The following is a 15939-nucleotide window of genomic DNA, read 5'->3' as shown; positions in this document are numbered from 1 at the left end:
CGACGGCCGCGAGGACGGGCTTCGAAAAGGAAGGCCGATCTTTGGGCTAAGGTAGGTCGGACAATATCATAGTGACCGCAAGTTTGAGGCGGAGCCTGGCATTCGGCCAAGTGAAATGAGGTTGCAATTTCGTCTTTGCTCGCGTCAAAGTAAAATCTTACTATACGCACAACCGAACGATAAGGCCCGCCGGAAATAGGCACCCTGTCAAGCTCAGGTTGATCTCGATCAGGGGTACTCGCAGTCCATGAGGACATTGTTGACGCTGGTTATTGTCGTGGTGACGTGTACCTTCTTCGGAGTCGCGGCATCACTGTACCTGCGTTCTTACAATGAAGTTTCAGAAAGCGACGATCAGTGGGCGGTTCAAACGAGGATCGGAGATTTCAGAAGTTTAAGAAAGATGGGCGGACTCCCACTTCCGCTCATTTGGACGATCAAGACTCGGCCCGACCGTCTCTCATGCGTGATTTCAACTGATGACGAGGTACTCAGATGGGAGGACTTTAGCGGATCGCTGCTCATCAACGTCTGCTTAACGAGAGTGCTCGCTCGGTCGACATCAGTAAGTGCGGCCATCGACATTCTAAAAAAGAATGGTTTTGAGCAGCTAGCACAAAGGACCCAACCCAACTTTCCGCCGGCGATCACGGAAATGGCTGCGTTTTGTCCCTCCCACGCAGAACCTTGCTCGAAATCCTTCGGTCGCCTGGGCGGATGGTTCGGGAAGCCGCATGCTCTAAGCGTGAGTCTAATCTATCACGGAAGTGAACTTTTAGACGTGAATGCAGTGCCCTTAACCAAATGAGGTCGCAAATGACGATTTTACCTCGCAGGCAATTTGATCCCGGCTACGTTCCGGTGGGGCCACCGAAAGGTTTCGTAGCAGCAGGGTGGTTGGTTCGATTCCCATCAAGGCGGGCATGAGTGTGTTAACGATACCTAAAATAAAGATGGAGGAGGGCGCCGATGATCGCGCCAATCATCACAAACGTTCGAAGAGTTTTGGGATCGTTGTACCAAGGCACTGGCTTGCGAAACAACGCCTCAATCCTGGCCTTCTCCGCGTCATTTGCAACCTCGTCAACCATATAGTCCCCCAAGTCTCTTGTTGTGATTTCGGCACGAACGTTGGACGTTGCGCAGCCGTACGTCACCTACTTCGCTTACCTAACGAACCTTAATTCCACGATCTGGAGCCAGGCCTTCGTCGAAGAAAATTATTCGGTGTTCTTCGTAGATACGCTTGATCGCTTCGGTTTGAGCCCAGCCGACATGCAGTTCGTTTGCACATCCCCGACCAACTGCGAAACTGCCGGACGAGTTCGCGTCAGGTAATATCTGTTGATCGTCGTGCCGATGATCTCTTCCCGCTTGTCATCCAGCACGCTGGTGGCCCTCCAGTCTGGCAATCACACCCGTCGCCACCCGATGACGGTGATGCAGGCTCGATATCGACGCCATCATGGACCGAATTCTCTGGCTGGGCGACAAGGTAACGGGGGACCGGTGGCTCGAGGGCCGTGTTCGGCCGCAACTGCACGTCCTGCTCCGGAGCAACAAGCGCGGCGTCTGAATTGTGCCGGCCGGCATCTCAATGGCGAGGAGCGTAATCCAGGCCGCCATCGACCTTTGCAGGACGCCCATCGAGGAAAAGCTCGCCGATGCGCGGTGCCGAACGGGCGATGACCTTGCCGCGCCGGATGACCGCGAGCCGGTTCGGCTTCAGCCGCAGCGCTTCCAGCGTATCCTGCGCCTGGAGGATGACGAGGTCTGCGTTGCAGCCGATTTCCAGGCCATAGCCTTCAAGGCCCATCGTCTTTGCCGAGTTGACCGTCAGCGCATGGAAGATCTTCTTCTTGTCCTCGATGCCGGCCATCTGCGCGACGTGGATCGCCATGTGGCCGACCTCCAGCATGTCGCCCGATCCCATCGAGTACCAGGGATCCATGACGCAATCGTGCCCGAAGGAGACATTGAGACCGGCATCCATCAATTCGCGCACGCGGGTCATGCCGCGGCGCTTCGGATAGGTGTCGTGCCGGCCTTGCAGCATGATGTTGATCAAGGGATTGGGGATCACGTTGATCCGCGCCTCCGCCATCAGCGGGATCAGCTTGGAGACGTAGTAGTTGTCCATCGAATGCATCGAGGTCAGATGCGAGCCGGCGACGCGTCCCTGCAGGCCGAAGCGGATGGTTTCCGCGGCCAGCGTCTCGATATGGCGCGAGAGCGGATCGTCGGTTTCGTCGCAATGCATGTCGACCGGCAGGCCGCGATCGGCGGCGATGCGGCAGAGCGCCTCGACCGAAGCCGTACCTTCGCCCATCGTCCGTTCGAAGTGGGGAATGCCGCCGACGATATCGACTCCCATATCGAGGGCACGGTTGAGCGCGTCGATCGCGCCCGGCGAGCGGTAATAACCGTCCTGGGGGAAGGCGACCAGCTGCAGATCGATATAGGGCGCGACCTTTTCGCGAACCTCGATCATCGCCTCGACGGTCACCAGTCTGGGATCGCTAGTATCGACATGACTGCGGATGAAGAGCAGCCCCTGCGTCACCGCCAGATCGCAATAGCGCAGCGCACGATCGACCAGTTCCTCCTTCGTCACGATCGGGCGCAGCTCTCCCCAGAGCGCGATGCCCTCGAGCAGGGTGCCGGATACGTTCATGCGCGGCAGTCCGAGCGACAGGGTGGCGTCCATGTGGAAATGCGGATCGACGAAAGGAGGACTGACCAGCCGGCCGGCTGCGTCGATTTCTTCCCCCGCTTGCGCCTGGAGATTGCGCTCGACAGCGATGATCCTGCCACCCTGGATGCCGATATCGATGCTGGTTCGGCCATCGGCGAGATTTGCATTTCTGACGATCAGATCGAACATCGGAGCCTCATTGGATGCGAGCGGTTTCAACGTTCGCCGCGGCGATAGGGTTGCATCAGCGCCTGCGGGACGCGGGCACGGCGGGCCATGACGGCAAGCGCGGCGATGGAAAGAATATAGGGAGTCATCAGAAAAAGCTGATAGGGCACGAGCCCGCTCAGCGCGGTTTGCAGCCGAAGCTGGAAGGCATCGAAAAAGGCGAAGAGCAGGGCACCGAACAGCGCGCGACCCGGCCGCCAGGAGGCGAAGACAACGAGCGCGATGCAGATCCATCCGCGTCCCTGCACCATGGTGGGAAAGAAGCTGTTGAACGCCGACAATGTCAGGAAGGCGCCGCCCATTCCCATGAGCGCGCTTCCAGCAATAACCGCGCCATAGCGCACCTTCATCGGATTGACACCCTGTGCTTCCGCCGCATGCGGATTTTCGCCGGTCATGCGGATCGCAAGCCCGACGGGTGTGCGGAAGATGATGTAGGCCATCAGCAGGGCAATGGCGATCGCGAGATAGGTCGGCGCCGTCTGCGTGAAGAAGGCCGGCCCGATGAAGGGCAGCGTCGAGAGGCCAGGAATGGCGATCGGCTGGAACGGCACGATGGTGGGCGGGGTATTGGCAAGCGGCACGATCAGCCGGAAGACATAATAGCTGAAGCTGGAGGCAAACAGCGTGACGCCAAGACCGGAGACATGCTGGGAGAGGCCCAGCGATACCGTCAGGCCCGCATGCAGCAGGCCGAAGACCCCGCCGACCACCGCGGCGATCAGCAGGCCGGTCCAGAGATCGGCGCCGTGATAGACGGAAAGCCAGCCGATCATCGCGCCGATGGTCATGATGCCTTCGATGCCGAGATTGAGCACGCCAGCCCGTTCACAGAGCAGTGCGCCGAGCGTGCCAAAAATCAGCGGCGTGGCGATCCGCAAGATTGCCGCCCAGAGCCCGGCGGAGGCGATGATGTCGAACAGTTGCATCATCGCCGGATCCTGTATTGGGTAAAGAACAATGCGATCAGCATCGTCAGCAGCGACAGCGCCACCGTGACATCGGCGATATAGGTCGGGATGCCGAGACCACGGCTCATGCCATCCGCGCCCACGAACATCATAGCCGTGAAAATGGCGGCGAAGACGACGCCGAGTGGATTGAGGTTGGCAAGCATCGCGACAACGATGCCGGAATAGCCGAAACCGGGCGACAGGTCGGTCGTCACATAGCCCTTGACGCCCATGACCTCGATCGCTCCCGCGAGGCCCGCAAGCCCACCCGACAGGCAGGCGACCTTCACCAGCGTTCTGCCAAGCTGAACGCCGGCGAAAACAGCGCCGGCCGGATTGAGCCCGGCGGCGCGCGATTGCATGCCGAACACGGTGCGCGACTGGATGAAATGGACGATGATCGCCAGCGCAATCGCGATCGCAAGTCCGATATGCAGGCGAGAGCGGGCAACCAGCTTCGGCAGCATGGCGTGATCGCTGACCGATTGCGACTGCGGCCAGCCGAAAGCGAGGGGATCCTTGAGCACCCCGTCGATCAGCATCGAGACGAAGAGCAGGACGACGAAGTTCATGAGCAGACTGGTCACGACCTCATCGACCGAAAAGCGCAGGCGCAGCCACAGCGGAATGAGGATCAGGACCATGCCTGCGACGGCACCGACAAGCAGCAGCAAGGGAATAAGAGCGGGAGCGGGGAGATTGCCAAACAGCTTGGCACTCGCTGCGGCAACCGCGATGGCACCAAGATAGAACTGACCCTCGGCGCCGATGTTCCAGAGCCTTGCCCGGAAGGCGACGGCGGCCGCAAGCCCGGTTAGCATCAGCGGCGTGGCCCGCGTCAATGTCTCGGTTGCCGAAAGCCGCGAGCCGAAGGCGCCCGTTAGGATGCGCAAATAGGCCTCGAATACCGGTGCACCGGCAATCGCGATCAAAATGCCGGAGAGTGCCAGCGCTGCGACCACGGCGAGCAGCGGCGTCAGGACGAGGAGATAAAGTGGACGATGCTCGCGACGCTCAAACCGCATGATCGGCCTCTGGGGATTGCTGCCATTCGCCGGCCATCATCAGTCCGAGTTCGCGTGCATCCGCGACTTCCGCTTCGACGGGTGGCGAAAGCCTGCCGCCCACGACCGCTTGGATGCGATCGGCAAGCGCGATCACCTCGTCCAGATCCTCCGAGATCAAAAGCACAGCGGTCCCTTGCCGGCGAGCCTCTAGAAGACGCGCATGCACGGCTGCCACCGCACCTTCATCGAGGCCGCGCGCCGGCTGGGCGGCGATCAGGATGCGCGGGCGCCGGTGCAGATTGCGGCCGAGGATAAGCTTTTGCATATTGCCGCCCGAAAGCAGCCGCGCGCGGCTTGCAGGGCTGCCGCCGCGGACGTCGAATTGGTCGATGATCTCCTTGGCAAAGGCCATGCCGGCCCCGCGGTTCACAAGTCCACGTTGCGAAAACGCCGGCGAGGAAACGCGCTCCAGCACGGCATTTTCCCAGATCGCCATTTCGCCGATCACGCCTTCCTCGTTGCGGTCTTCCGGGATGCGGCCAATGCCGGCATTGACGACATCGCCCACGCCCAGATTGCCGATAGGTTCCCCGAAAAGCAGGAGATCGCCGGATGAGCGCGAGATCGTGCCGGAGAGAAGATGCGCCAGCGCCGCCTGGCCATTGCCCGAGACACCGATGATGCCGAGGATTTCGCCTTCGCGCAGATGGAAGCTGACGGACTTCAGCCGCTCGACGCCGTCGATCTTCACCGTGACATCGGCGGCCTCCAGCGCAACCGTGCCGGGCGTCGATGGCTCGCGTACCGGCCGCGTTACGCGGCGGCCGACCATCAGCTCGGCGAGTTCGGCCTTGCTGGTTTCGGATGCCTTGCGTTCGGCAACCATCTTGCCGCTGCGCAAGACGACGATACGGTCGGCCGCAGCCATCACCTCATCGAGCTTGTGGGAGATGAAGATCAGCGACAGGCCTTGGCGGGCCATTTCCTTCAGCGTCGTGAATAACTTTTCGGCCTCGATATTGGTCAGTACCGCCGTTGGCTCGTCTAGGATCAGGATGCGGGCGTCGTTATAGAGCGCCTTGAGGATCTCGACGCGCTGCTTCTCGCCGACCGACAGGTCTCCAAGACGCGCGTCCGGATCGACCTTGAGGCCAAAGCGTTCAGAAATGGCGAGAAGCTTTTTCCGCGCGAAGGATGTGCCCGAACGCCAGGACCAGAGCTTTTCCGTACCGGTCATGACGTTTTCGAGAACGGTCAGATTGGGCGCCAGCGAGAAATGCTGGTGGACCATGCCGACGCCTGCGCGGATCGCGGCGCGAGGCTTGCCCTGCGGGAGTTCGGCACCGTCGATCAGAATCCGGCCGGCATCCGGCATATAATGACCGAAGAGGATGCTCATCAGCGTGGTCTTGCCCGCGCCGTTTTCGCCAAGCAGGGCTACGATTTCGCCCTTGGCAAGCGTCAGCGAGATGTCGTCATTGGCCAGATTAGTGCCGAAGCGCTTGCTGACGCCTTCGATTTCGAGAACCGGAATTGTCATGCTGCAAGCCCTGCCACGGGAAAACGATGCTGCCAGCGTTCCTCGGCCTCCAATCGTGCGGCGATCGACAGCAAAAGCGGCTCGTGGCCCATCGGAGCCATGATCTGGACCGGCAGGGGCAAGCCGTCCGCATCGGTTCCAAAGGGCAGGGTCAAGGCCGGAAATCCTGAAATATTGGCGAGAGAGGCAAGTGGAGCAAAGGCAGCCATCCGCTCAAGCTGCAGCTCGGTATCGCCATGATCGAACGGAAATGACCCGATCGCGAGGGGCGCCTTCGCAAGCATCGGCATCAACAGGCAATCGACCCTGTCGAAGATAATCCAAAGCGCGCGGCTGGTGTGCACGGCGCCATTCAGCGAAGCCCAGAGTGTCGGTCCTGTGAGCGCATGCCCGCGTTCAATGAATGCCTGGGTCAAAGGTTCGGCGCGTGAAATATCGAGCTCGAGCGTATCGATGAAGGAAGCGAGATTGACTGCGATGATGTCGCCGAGCGCGCGACTGCTGGCATCGACGCTTTGCTCGAATTCGGCCCAGCCGAGCGGGACGATCTGATGTCCATCCGCCTCCAGCGTGCGCGCAGCATCCATGATTGTTTCGAGCCGCTTACTGTCCGTCGGATATTTTGAGCCGGTCTCTGCCAGCAGGCCGACCCGCAACCGGCCACCTCTATCCGCGACGGTCTCCGGATCGGGGAATGGTCCCTTTGCCTTACCATGCAGCGTATCGAAAATCAGCGCTGTATCCCGCACCGAGCGACAGACGGCAAGTTCGCTGGCGATGCCGCCGAGATGATTGCCGAAGGACGGGCCGGCGGGCATGGCGCCGCGGCTTGGCTTCAGGCCGACAAGACCGCAGCACGCCGCTGGCACGCGGATGGAACCGCCGGCATCCGTTGCGTGGGCAATCGCTACAATGCCGGCTGCGACCGCCGCCGCTGCGCCGCCGGAGGAACCGCCGGGCGTGCGCGCCGGATCGAGCGGGTTGCGGCAGATCGGCCCAGCCGCCGGTTCGCTCGCCAGCGAAAGGCCGAATTCCGGGCTTGTCGTCACCCCGAACAGGCAGAGACCCGCTTGGCGGAAACGGTTGGCGAGATCCGAATCCGGCTCGCTGCCCGCTCTTTCGAAGAGACGGGACCCGGCCGTTACCGGCAAGCCTTCGAAAGGCCCCCCCAGATCCTTCGCCAGCGTCGGCACGCCGGCAAACGGCCGGGCTGCAAAGCGGCCCGGCTCCGAGCGCCGTTCTTGATTCATGGCTTCGGCCGACGCCATGCCCACCGCTTCGTCGAGATGAGCAATAGTGCCGAGGGTTTTATGGTCCCCCGCCGAGGCAAGCGAGGCCTGCATCGCTTCGACAGAGGTCAGGCTGCCATTCCTGATCGCCTGTGCCAGGTCGGTCGCGTCACGGCGCATCGGTCGAACTACTTCGGCTCGTCCATCATCTTCGGGACTTCGAAGGTGCCAGCCTTTATTTCCGCCCGCTTGGCTTCCATCGCAGCTTCGGCGTCGGCCGGTGCCACCCCCTTGACGAAGACGATATCGCTGCCGCCTTCCTTCATCAGGCCATAAAGGGTGTAGTTCTTGCCGACCGGCTTGCCGGCTGCGACATCGGCGATTGCCGCATTGAGGATCGGGCGGAAGTACCACATGGCATTGGCGAACACGGTGTCCGGATAGCGCGGCGTGTAGTCGATCAGCGAGCCCACCGATTTGATGCCGCGTTCCTTCGCGGCGTCCGCGGTGCCGATGCGCTCGCCGAACAGAATGTCGGCGCCGGCGTCGATCTGGGCAAGGCCGGCTTCGCGGGCCTTCGGCGGATCGAAGAAGGTGCCGATGAAAGAAACCAGATGCTTTGCATCGGGATTGACGGCCTTGACGCCTTCCGCGAAGGCATTGATCAGCATGTTGACTTCGGGGATCGGAATCGCGCCGACCGAACCGACGATATTGGATTTGGTCATCTTGCCGGCCAGCATTCCGGCTAGATAGGCGCCGTCGTGGTTCCAGGTTCCGAAGACGCCGAAATTGCCGCCGGCCTCAGCGCCGCTCGACCCCAGCACGAAAGCGGTCTCCGGATAGTCGGCGGCCACCTGCCGCGCTTCTTTTTCGACGGCATAGGCCTCGCCGATGATCAACTTGTTGCCCTGTTCGGCATATTCGCGCATGGCGCGCGCATAGTCTATGCCGGAAACTCCTTCGGAGAAAACATATTCGATGACACCTTCCTTGGCTGCATCCTGCAAGGCTTTATGCAGACAGGAATTCCAAGCGTTCTCGACCGGCGAGGCATGAATGCCGGCAACCTTCATCGGGGCGGCTCGTGCCAGCGGCGCGAACCCGCTGACCCCGAGGGCAATGCCCGATGCGATCACTGTACGGCGTGAAATCAAGATGTCTTTGGTCATTGATTTGCTCCCCTTTTTTTACCATTTGGTTCAAAAAACATAAGGAGCGCCTAAAAAAGTGTCAAGCGCCAAATTGGCTTAAAAATCAGGCTGTTCGACCCCTTGTCATTGCTGCCTTGACGATCTTTTCGCCCTTTGCCAGCGGCTCGATCTTGTACAGACCGAAACCGGCGTCACGGTGACCACGGCGGAAAATGGGCGCAGAACAGCGCGGCAAATTGTAGCGATCATGTCTTCCGAGCAGCCCTTGCCGATAACGATCCGTTCTGGACGCACATCGAGCTTTCGCATTTCGACGCGCAAGGCAGTATGCCACTTGCACCGTAGTTTGGGGGGCGCGAGTTGATGCCAGAGATGACACTGAGGGAATGGTTGACCGTCTATTCAACCGAACTTGGGCAGTCGTCCGTGAAAGGTTTATTCATTTCCGCGCCACAAGTCCACTCAGCGAAATCAATCACAGGACTCATCTATCACGACTAATCGTCCGGAAAATTCATGCCCTTCGGCAGGGTCCGCAGGATATCTACGATGCCGTCGTGCACGATGAATCCGATCGACGCGCTGTGCTCAAAACCAATGATGCGCAAATCCGGATGAATGTGCGCGCGCACCGTGCCCCGCTCCGGAAAGGTTGCCAGCGACATACAGGTCGCCTCAATCCGGCCGATGTAGGCTCCGGCTCGTTCGCGGCCAGACTCAGATGCAATGTGGAGGTAGAGCGCCTTGAGATCCTCGACGGCCGCTTCGCGAAACTCGATCCTATGCGCCACGCGTATCGGCTTTCACCTGCTCGTCATGGAAGGCGCGCAGGTCGGCAAAGACCTTCTCGGCCGGAACACGTGGGCGCGGATCCTCGAGCGCCTCGCGCACCTTCTCCCGCCAGATCGTGTTCACGGCGTCCCGCTCACGCGCAAGCGCACGCAGTGCTGCGCGAACCGCTTCGCTAGCGGAGTCGTACTCGCCGGAGCTCACCAGGGAATCCAGCACTTGCTGCTGTTTGCCAAGGGTCAGGGTGATTGATTTGCTGGTGCGCATGATGAAACCCTTTCTGTTCTCCTTATAGCATGACACGACAGTGTCGTGTAATCAATTCTGACCTCAGGCGAGGTCCGCTTCTCTGGGTTTACCGGCACGACAAGTGCACGCAATCTTTATCCTGTTCCAGGGCGCATGGCTGCTGGATTTGCAAGCAGCGAGCTAGCGTTCGACTAGAGCCAAAAGCCCTCGCGAACTCAGTCTGCGCGATCACCACCTGATCGCCGCTTTGGGCCGGAAGCAGACAAGACGTTTCGCCTCGCACCACACTCCGTTAAGAGGCTGGCTGCTTGTCTTCCGCGAGAGTGTGCGCCACGATCGCATTTGCATGACCGTGGCCCATTCCGTGTTCGCTCTTCAGCATACCGACAAGTTCCATGTGCTTCGCAGGATAGTGCTTTCGCACGAGCTCTTGCCAGTCATCGATAGGACGGCCGTATTTCTTCTCGATTGATGGAAAATAGGAAGCAGGTCCTTTGATCTTCTCGGTGGTCATAGCGCGTTATCCCCTTTTTGTGCCGCATCGATCACAGCTACGTCGATTTTCCTCATCGTCATCATCGCGTCGAATGCGCGCCTTGCTTGTTCGCCACCTGCTGCAAGCGCGTCCATTAGAATGCGAGGCGTGATCTGCCAGGATACTCCCCACTTATCCTTGCACCAGCCGCATTCGCTTTCCTGACCGCCATTGCCGACGATGGCGTTCCAATAGCGATCTGTTTCTTCCTGATCCTCGGTGCTGATCTGGAATGAGAAGGCTTCGCTGTGCTTGAATGTGGGGCCGCCGTTCAATCCGATGCACGCAACACCCGCCACCGTGAACTCGACGACCAACACGGCTCCCTCTTCTCCGTCGGGATATTTGCCGGGCGCGCGGATGATGGCTCCGATCTTGCTGTCTGGGAAGGTGTCGGCATAGAAGCGGGCGGCTTCCTCAGCGTCCTTGTTGTACCATAGACAAATGGTGTTCTTAGACATCGCGTCGTCCTCCTGGTCGTTGTCCTTCAGATCGAGAGCCCGACCTGATGATACGATGACGCACGAGCCGCCCCCGATCCGACATCATGATCAAAATCGCTGCTCTTTTTTAACCCCTCTCGTCTTTCGCGGGCCAAACGCCTCGGGCCGACAGGCAAATACGCTCGTCCGGGTGCAGTTTGCGAAGTGCATCCGTCTAACCTTGGGCGACAAGGTTCTTGAAGGCATCACGGACCTCGACACGGAACAATGTGTCGTTCACCCAGCGCTCGGGCTTGTAGACGTCGAACGCCCTGGCATGACGTTATAATCGCCGGCAAGCACAACGGGCACCTCAAGCGCCAGCAACTCGGCAGCATAGTCATGGAGCCGCTCAAACCAACGTAGCTTGTAGTCGAACTTGGCCCCGGATACGGGTTGCTCTTGAGGCGCTTTCAATTCTTGCAAACATACGACGTCGGGCGACGCCTCAGCGAACCATCCAAGAAGAACCTCGAGACGACCGTTCACCCGTTGACGTTGTAGGTCGCGATCTTCAGTTGCCGCCTTCTTCAAGTTCGCGTTCCTCTTCGATCGCCGACAACCGGGCGTTCGCGGCGTCGAGGATTGCGGTCAGGAACTCGACGCGGGTCCAACCGACGAGGTGGGCCTCCTCCACGAGGATCTGGACGGCGTAGTCGACAGTTTGGTCGAGCTCGACCTTTCTTTCCGGACTATCTGGCTGAGTGCTCGGCGGATTGATCATGGCGAGGTTGCCTTTCAGAGGGATAAGGTCGCGGCGGACGGGTTAGATGCTCGCCTGGCGTTTCGTTGCCCGCACCGAGAAATCGGAAAAACCGGTGCGTTCATCATCTCCGTCGTGTCCGATTGGCACACCGTGACCTCGCGCAATTAACCTCCGTTCCTAGCGAAGGTTCCAGCAGAGACTATAATAGCGATCCCGGCCTCGTTTCGCCGAGATCGGCTAGAAGATCGACGTCGCATCCCCTCCGCGCCCTTGAAACCAACACAATCATCGGCTATCTACAGCTCATCGGCGTTGCTGGTGAGCGCTCCACGCGAGCGTTCGCGACTGCCGAAGTCGCTTATCTGCTTTTGACCACGGATGTACTGGCACTGGTGTGAGGAGCGATGTCGAGAAGGTCGGTGCGGTTTCGCCCCGGCCTTTTTTATTGCCTGGTGCTCAGCGCTGAGCGCCGGGCCAGTCGTTCGACGGTTCCTCGACATCGGCTCGCGCACGATCTTCGGCTGGATCAGGATCCCGCTCGTAGTTCGCCCGAAGATTGCCGATCTCCTCGAGGATAGCATCGTAGACGTCAGCCTGTTTCGCGCCCCTAACGACATAGGTATCTACGAAGTCCTCGAGCGCTTCCTTGAGTTCAGCTCTCCAATCTTCGCTCATGGCCGACCCTCGGATTGAAGACGGACGTGGCGTTCCCCTGTTGGACAGTGTGCCGACATCCGGCCGACTGGCGCGGCGCCCTTATCGGGTTCGGGATCGGGAAGCGACTCATCGCCGGGAATATGGTCAGGATCCGGCAGCGGGGCCGTCCGCGGTACAATAGGCTCGAAAGGGACTGACATTGGAACTCCTCCTCAACGACGGCAACGCTGAACCGGTCGGCAAGTTCCGGCGTGCTAACGACGAGGCGTCGAACCCCCGAGCAGAACGATCCAGATTCTGGCTGTTCGAACCACTTTTTGCACCGGCTCGAGGCGCTCGTACTCCGGCACCCCCTATGTCGGTGGAAGTTTCGGCTCTTCACCTTCAGCGTATCGATGTGGAGATGCGGAATTTATCCCGAGCCGGAGACTATGCCGAGCCAGCATCCCAAAGCTTGAGATTTCCGATAGGGCGGGATGGCAAGCTCGGCATAACAATACCCATTCTGCAGTCGGCCGGATTGCGCCGCCAATAGCAGACATGGACCTGCCGCGTTGGCCCCGAAGCTGGATTGCCGCATCCCAAACTTCGCTCCCAAGTCGAGTTCTCTATGCTATCATAGGTCGCATATGGACGTACAAGTCCGGCGAAAATTCGATAACCGGTTCTGGCGGAGGATTGAAGTGCTGACGCTCGCAAGGACCGCAGTTTCATTCATGGTAAAGTGGACAGTGATTTTCGTTCTAGCGGTTATCACGGTGTTCTGGACGATGAAGGTCTTGCATTGGGCCGGATTCAGTTATCTGCCGACGATTTTCATGTTCTTATGCCGGTCTGGGTTCCAGCAGTGCTGGTTGCAATGGCGATCCTCAATCTATTTTACAATCTGATTGAGAGTGGGCCGGGGACTGGCGAACGTGCCCCCAAGCTGCCGAAAGAGAAGTTACCATACTACGGCGATTAATTTGACCGCATGAGCCTTCGCCGCAAGTCGGAAGTAGGTGCTGAACGGCGCGGCAATTGTAGGTCAGGGCTTAAAAGGGCGGGAATCTCGTGACGCTCTCCACCTAACCCGGATGCGACCTCGCGGCGCGAGCTTCCGCAATGGGCCCCGTTAAGCGGCTGTGCTACCGAATGCAGCGGGCGCGGACGCAAGTACGAAAGCCCTTCCATAAATCGCACGGTTTCTGGAAATCGCATATTCGAGGCGCGGCTTGTTCTGATATACGCGCCCGGCGACGTTGATAAAATCAAAGCGGGCGACGAAGCCGAGGGCGTTATTGCCGGGTTGCCGTTTCAGGCAGCACTTTGCAAGGCTGAGGCCAACCGCACCAACGCGTCGGCAAATCACGGCACGCTTTAGTATCGTAGACCGGAAGGATTTCTGAAATGTCGGCACGTCGAAAGCGATGCTTTACCCCGGCAGCATCTATGAACACAAACTCGCCTTGGAATGTCAGACCTGTAGCGAGAAAGTTACGCTCGTCCCCACCCTCAAGTATCGACACAACAAACATTTGATTTGCCCTATGTATTAGCTGAACGATACATACATTGATGCACGCAAGTTAAATTTGTCCTTCCGTTCTGAGCAAGTCCTAGAAATTGTAGAATAGATTTGGTCAGCCAACGAGCGCCGCCGCCATATGAACAAAGGCCAGCGGGCCATAGTCGCGGCAATGGCAGACCCGGAAGGCCATCAAGGCAAGAGCCTTTCCAGGAGCTGCCTTTCCTATTTAACAGAGTTTGTGGCGTCCCAAACGTCAGGCAGGGGCTCGCACCCGGTAGGCGCATTTTCGTCATCGGCCGCGGCAACAGTTTCGGAGTCCACGCGGACAGATTGCGCCTAATTGATTGAAAGTAGAACGATCGCAATGGGCCGACAGCGATGAAAGGCTCGGCGGGAAAGCGCCAAAAGCGGCCATGGCACGCCAGAGCGTCCGTCACGCTTCCCCTAAGTTCGTCCTTCCAATCAGCGGAAGTTGCCGCCGCATATCTCTAATGATTAGCGCGTCCCACGGCAGATGTTCCGTGATACCCAACCCCACCACTTCGACCTGATGTGCGACATCGTTCAGGAGACGTATGACATGCGGAATGGCCATCCGTCCGCGTGGCACCCCAACAATGGCATCTGGAGCGATATTGGGCATTTGTGAAGTTAAGTGAGCGGAACTGCGGGGGGCCCTATGACGTCGAGGCAAGATCACCTCCCTACCGCTCGTTGAGATAGGCAAACGGTGCGAGGTCTACCAAACAGTCGCCGCCCAGAACGACGACCGTATCCGGTACTTCCTTCTTCAATATTCGTTCTGCGGAATCGATCTGCCGCAGGAGCGTTCTGCGGGCAACGATGCCGTTCTCCAAGGGGAGAATGGAGCCGCTGGGTTCCGCTACTTCGACAGTTTCAACCGGACCATCGGCAGCAGGTGCGAGCATGGCCAGCAACTGGGAGCCAAAATGATAGGCCTCTATATTCCCACCCCTGCCATTGGGGGAAATGCAGACGTAAGGTTTTGTCGCCCATGTCTTACTCCAAGTCGTATACGTGGGCGGTCAGGCGGTATTATGAGCACGTTGAAGAACAGAACCCAAATCGAAACGAAGTATGGCTAGGTCCGCAATGGGGCAGACCCAGACAACGCTCCGCAGACTTGGCGGAGTTCATTACAACATCCGAGGTGAAATTTTCGATTGTTTACGCGACATTCGAGAAGTTCAAACCTTCAATGCTGCGATCAGCATGTCGACAAACACGGAAACTTTGGGCGGCCGAAATCGCGCCGCCGGATAGACTGTGTAAACGCCGCCGGATGGGAGCTGCCATTCAGGCAGGACGGGAATGAGGTCTCCGGCCAACAGGCCGGCGGTCGCGAGAAAATCTGGAAGGACCGATAGACCTGCGCCCTGTCGGACCGCCTCCATGACCGCTGGCGTGGTATTGATCGCGATGTCCGCCTTAAAGCGGACGCTCCTGACCTCTCCATCGCTGCGCGTGAAGGTCCATTCGAGCGGCTCTCTCAAAGCGTTGTTAGCCACGAAGGGCAGAGGCGCGCAGTCAATCGGCGCGCTCAGTGCCGCTATCTCCCCGGCGAAGGCTTGCGATCCCACCAGGAGTTGCCGGAATGAGCCGATCCGCCGTGCCTGCATGCTGGAATCAGCCAGCCAGCCGACGCGAATGGCAAGGTCCATGTTGTCGGCAACCAGATCAACCATCTTGTCGCTGAGGTTCAGTTCCACCTTGCAATCGTTATAGCGCTGGCTGAAGGCGGTGACCAAGGGCACGACGACCGAGGTGCCGTAGTCGTAGGGGGCGGTGATCCTCAGAAGGCCCTTGGGTCTGGTCCTGCCTTGAGCCAACTCTCCCAGGGCGTCCCCTGCCTCGCGCAGGATCGAGACGCATCGGGCATGAAAAAACAGCCCAGCTTCAGTCGCCTGCACCCGCCGCGTGGTGCGCATCAGCAAGGTGGTGCCGACCTCCTGTTCAAGCTTCGCGACCTGCTGGCTGACAACCGCCTTGGTGATGCCCAGGTATTCCGCAGCTCTCGTAAACGATCCCGCGTCAACGACGGCCACAAAATAGGCTAGGCGATTGAAATTGATCGCTTCTGCATAGTGCCCTCCGATTTTATTGTCAGTTTTTAGCATACATTCTGTCATTTTTATCGATCTTCTCGTTCTAATCGGCGCATGTCATCTATGGCCACGAAGGAGC

Annotated in this window: 15 protein-coding genes and 1 pseudogene; 1 reads left to right on the top strand and 15 read right to left on the bottom strand. The window is 59.2% G+C overall.

All coding sequences use genetic code 11. The features are described 5' to 3' along the window. Positions 1-1594 precede the first annotated feature (1594 nt). The 13 genes and pseudogenes from A3C3_RS0101475 to A3C3_RS0101410 form a co-directional block, all read right to left on the bottom strand. Complete coding sequence (locus A3C3_RS0101475) at positions 1595-2884, bottom strand: amidohydrolase family protein (protein WP_022712849.1); 1290 nt, start codon at positions 2882-2884, stop codon at positions 1595-1597. A gap of 26 nt (positions 2885-2910) precedes the next feature. Beyond that, complete coding sequence (locus tag A3C3_RS0101470) at positions 2911-3855, bottom strand: ABC transporter permease (protein WP_022712848.1); 945 nt, start codon at positions 3853-3855, stop codon at positions 2911-2913. Then, positions 3852-4901, bottom strand: coding sequence for an ABC transporter permease (locus A3C3_RS0101465; RefSeq protein WP_022712847.1), 1050 nt, complete (start codon positions 4899-4901; stop codon positions 3852-3854). The genes A3C3_RS0101470 and A3C3_RS0101465 overlap by 4 nt, the downstream gene beginning before the upstream one ends. Further along, on the bottom strand, positions 4891-6423 hold the full coding sequence (locus A3C3_RS0101460; RefSeq protein ID WP_028739303.1) for an ABC transporter ATP-binding protein: 1533 nt from the start codon (positions 6421-6423) through the stop codon (positions 4891-4893). The genes A3C3_RS0101465 and A3C3_RS0101460 overlap by 11 nt, the downstream gene beginning before the upstream one ends. After that, entirely contained in the window at positions 6420-7832 is a 1413-nt protein-coding gene (locus A3C3_RS0101455) for an amidase (RefSeq protein ID WP_022712846.1), read from the bottom strand. Before A3C3_RS0101455 ends, A3C3_RS0101460 begins: the two co-directional genes overlap by 4 nt. An 8-nt stretch (positions 7833-7840) precedes the next feature. Further along, positions 7841-8824 (bottom strand): BMP family protein, encoded by a 984-nt coding sequence (locus A3C3_RS0101450; protein WP_022712845.1) that lies wholly within the window; start codon positions 8822-8824, stop codon positions 7841-7843. 479 nt (positions 8825-9303) lie between these two features. After that, positions 9304-9597, bottom strand: coding sequence for a type II toxin-antitoxin system RelE/ParE family toxin (locus A3C3_RS0101440; protein WP_022712843.1), 294 nt, complete (start codon positions 9595-9597; stop codon positions 9304-9306). Continuing rightward, positions 9587-9862 carry a ribbon-helix-helix domain-containing protein gene (locus A3C3_RS0101435; protein WP_022712842.1) on the bottom strand — a complete coding sequence of 92 codons (276 nt, stop codon included), beginning with the start codon at positions 9860-9862 and terminating at the stop codon, positions 9587-9589. The genes A3C3_RS0101440 and A3C3_RS0101435 overlap by 11 nt, the downstream gene beginning before the upstream one ends. A 274-nt stretch (positions 9863-10136) precedes the next feature. Beyond that, positions 10137-10358 carry a DUF4287 domain-containing protein gene (locus A3C3_RS0101430; RefSeq protein WP_022712841.1) on the bottom strand — a complete coding sequence of 74 codons (222 nt, stop codon included), beginning with the start codon at positions 10356-10358 and terminating at the stop codon, positions 10137-10139. Beyond that, complete coding sequence (locus tag A3C3_RS0101425; RefSeq protein WP_022712840.1) at positions 10355-10840, bottom strand: VOC family protein; 486 nt, start codon at positions 10838-10840, stop codon at positions 10355-10357. The genes A3C3_RS0101430 and A3C3_RS0101425 overlap by 4 nt, the downstream gene beginning before the upstream one ends. A 199-nt stretch (positions 10841-11039) precedes the next feature. Next, positions 11040-11379, bottom strand: a pseudogene (locus A3C3_RS41050) (exodeoxyribonuclease III); the annotation flags it as partial. Continuing rightward, complete coding sequence (locus tag A3C3_RS0101415) at positions 11376-11585, bottom strand: hypothetical protein (RefSeq protein WP_022712838.1); 210 nt, start codon at positions 11583-11585, stop codon at positions 11376-11378. The pseudogene A3C3_RS41050 and the gene A3C3_RS0101415, both read right to left, overlap by 4 nt. Positions 11586-12023: 438 nt before the next feature. After that, the gene (locus tag A3C3_RS0101410; protein ID WP_022712837.1) at positions 12024-12242 is read right to left on the bottom strand and encodes a hypothetical protein; all 219 of its coding nucleotides are present in this window, start codon (positions 12240-12242) and stop codon (positions 12024-12026) included. Between the two features lie 706 nt (positions 12243-12948). On the opposite strand from A3C3_RS0101410, the gene A3C3_RS0101405 reads away from it, so the two are divergent. Further along, entirely contained in the window at positions 12949-13188 is a 240-nt protein-coding gene (locus tag A3C3_RS0101405; RefSeq protein WP_145611670.1) for a hypothetical protein, read from the top strand. A 1250-nt stretch (positions 13189-14438) separates the two neighbouring features. Here the strand turns inward: A3C3_RS0101405 and A3C3_RS46550 are convergent. Together A3C3_RS46550 and A3C3_RS0101390 are read right to left on the bottom strand one after the other, a co-directional pair. Then, positions 14439-14663 carry an arginase family protein gene (locus tag A3C3_RS46550; protein ID WP_245278809.1) on the bottom strand — a complete coding sequence of 75 codons (225 nt, stop codon included), beginning with the start codon at positions 14661-14663 and terminating at the stop codon, positions 14439-14441. A 279-nt stretch (positions 14664-14942) separates the two neighbouring features. Continuing rightward, positions 14943-15872, bottom strand: a complete 930-nt coding sequence (locus A3C3_RS0101390; protein ID WP_022712833.1) for a LysR family transcriptional regulator — start codon at positions 15870-15872, stop codon at positions 14943-14945. Positions 15873-15939: the final 67 nt, after the last annotated feature.

Origin of the sequence: Rhizobium mongolense USDA 1844 (assembly GCF_000419765.1) — a bacterium.
Lineage (GTDB): Bacteria > Pseudomonadota > Alphaproteobacteria > Rhizobiales > Rhizobiaceae > Rhizobium > Rhizobium mongolense.
Note: the sequence above shows the minus strand (reverse complement) of the source record. Positions and strands in the feature narration are given on the sequence as shown.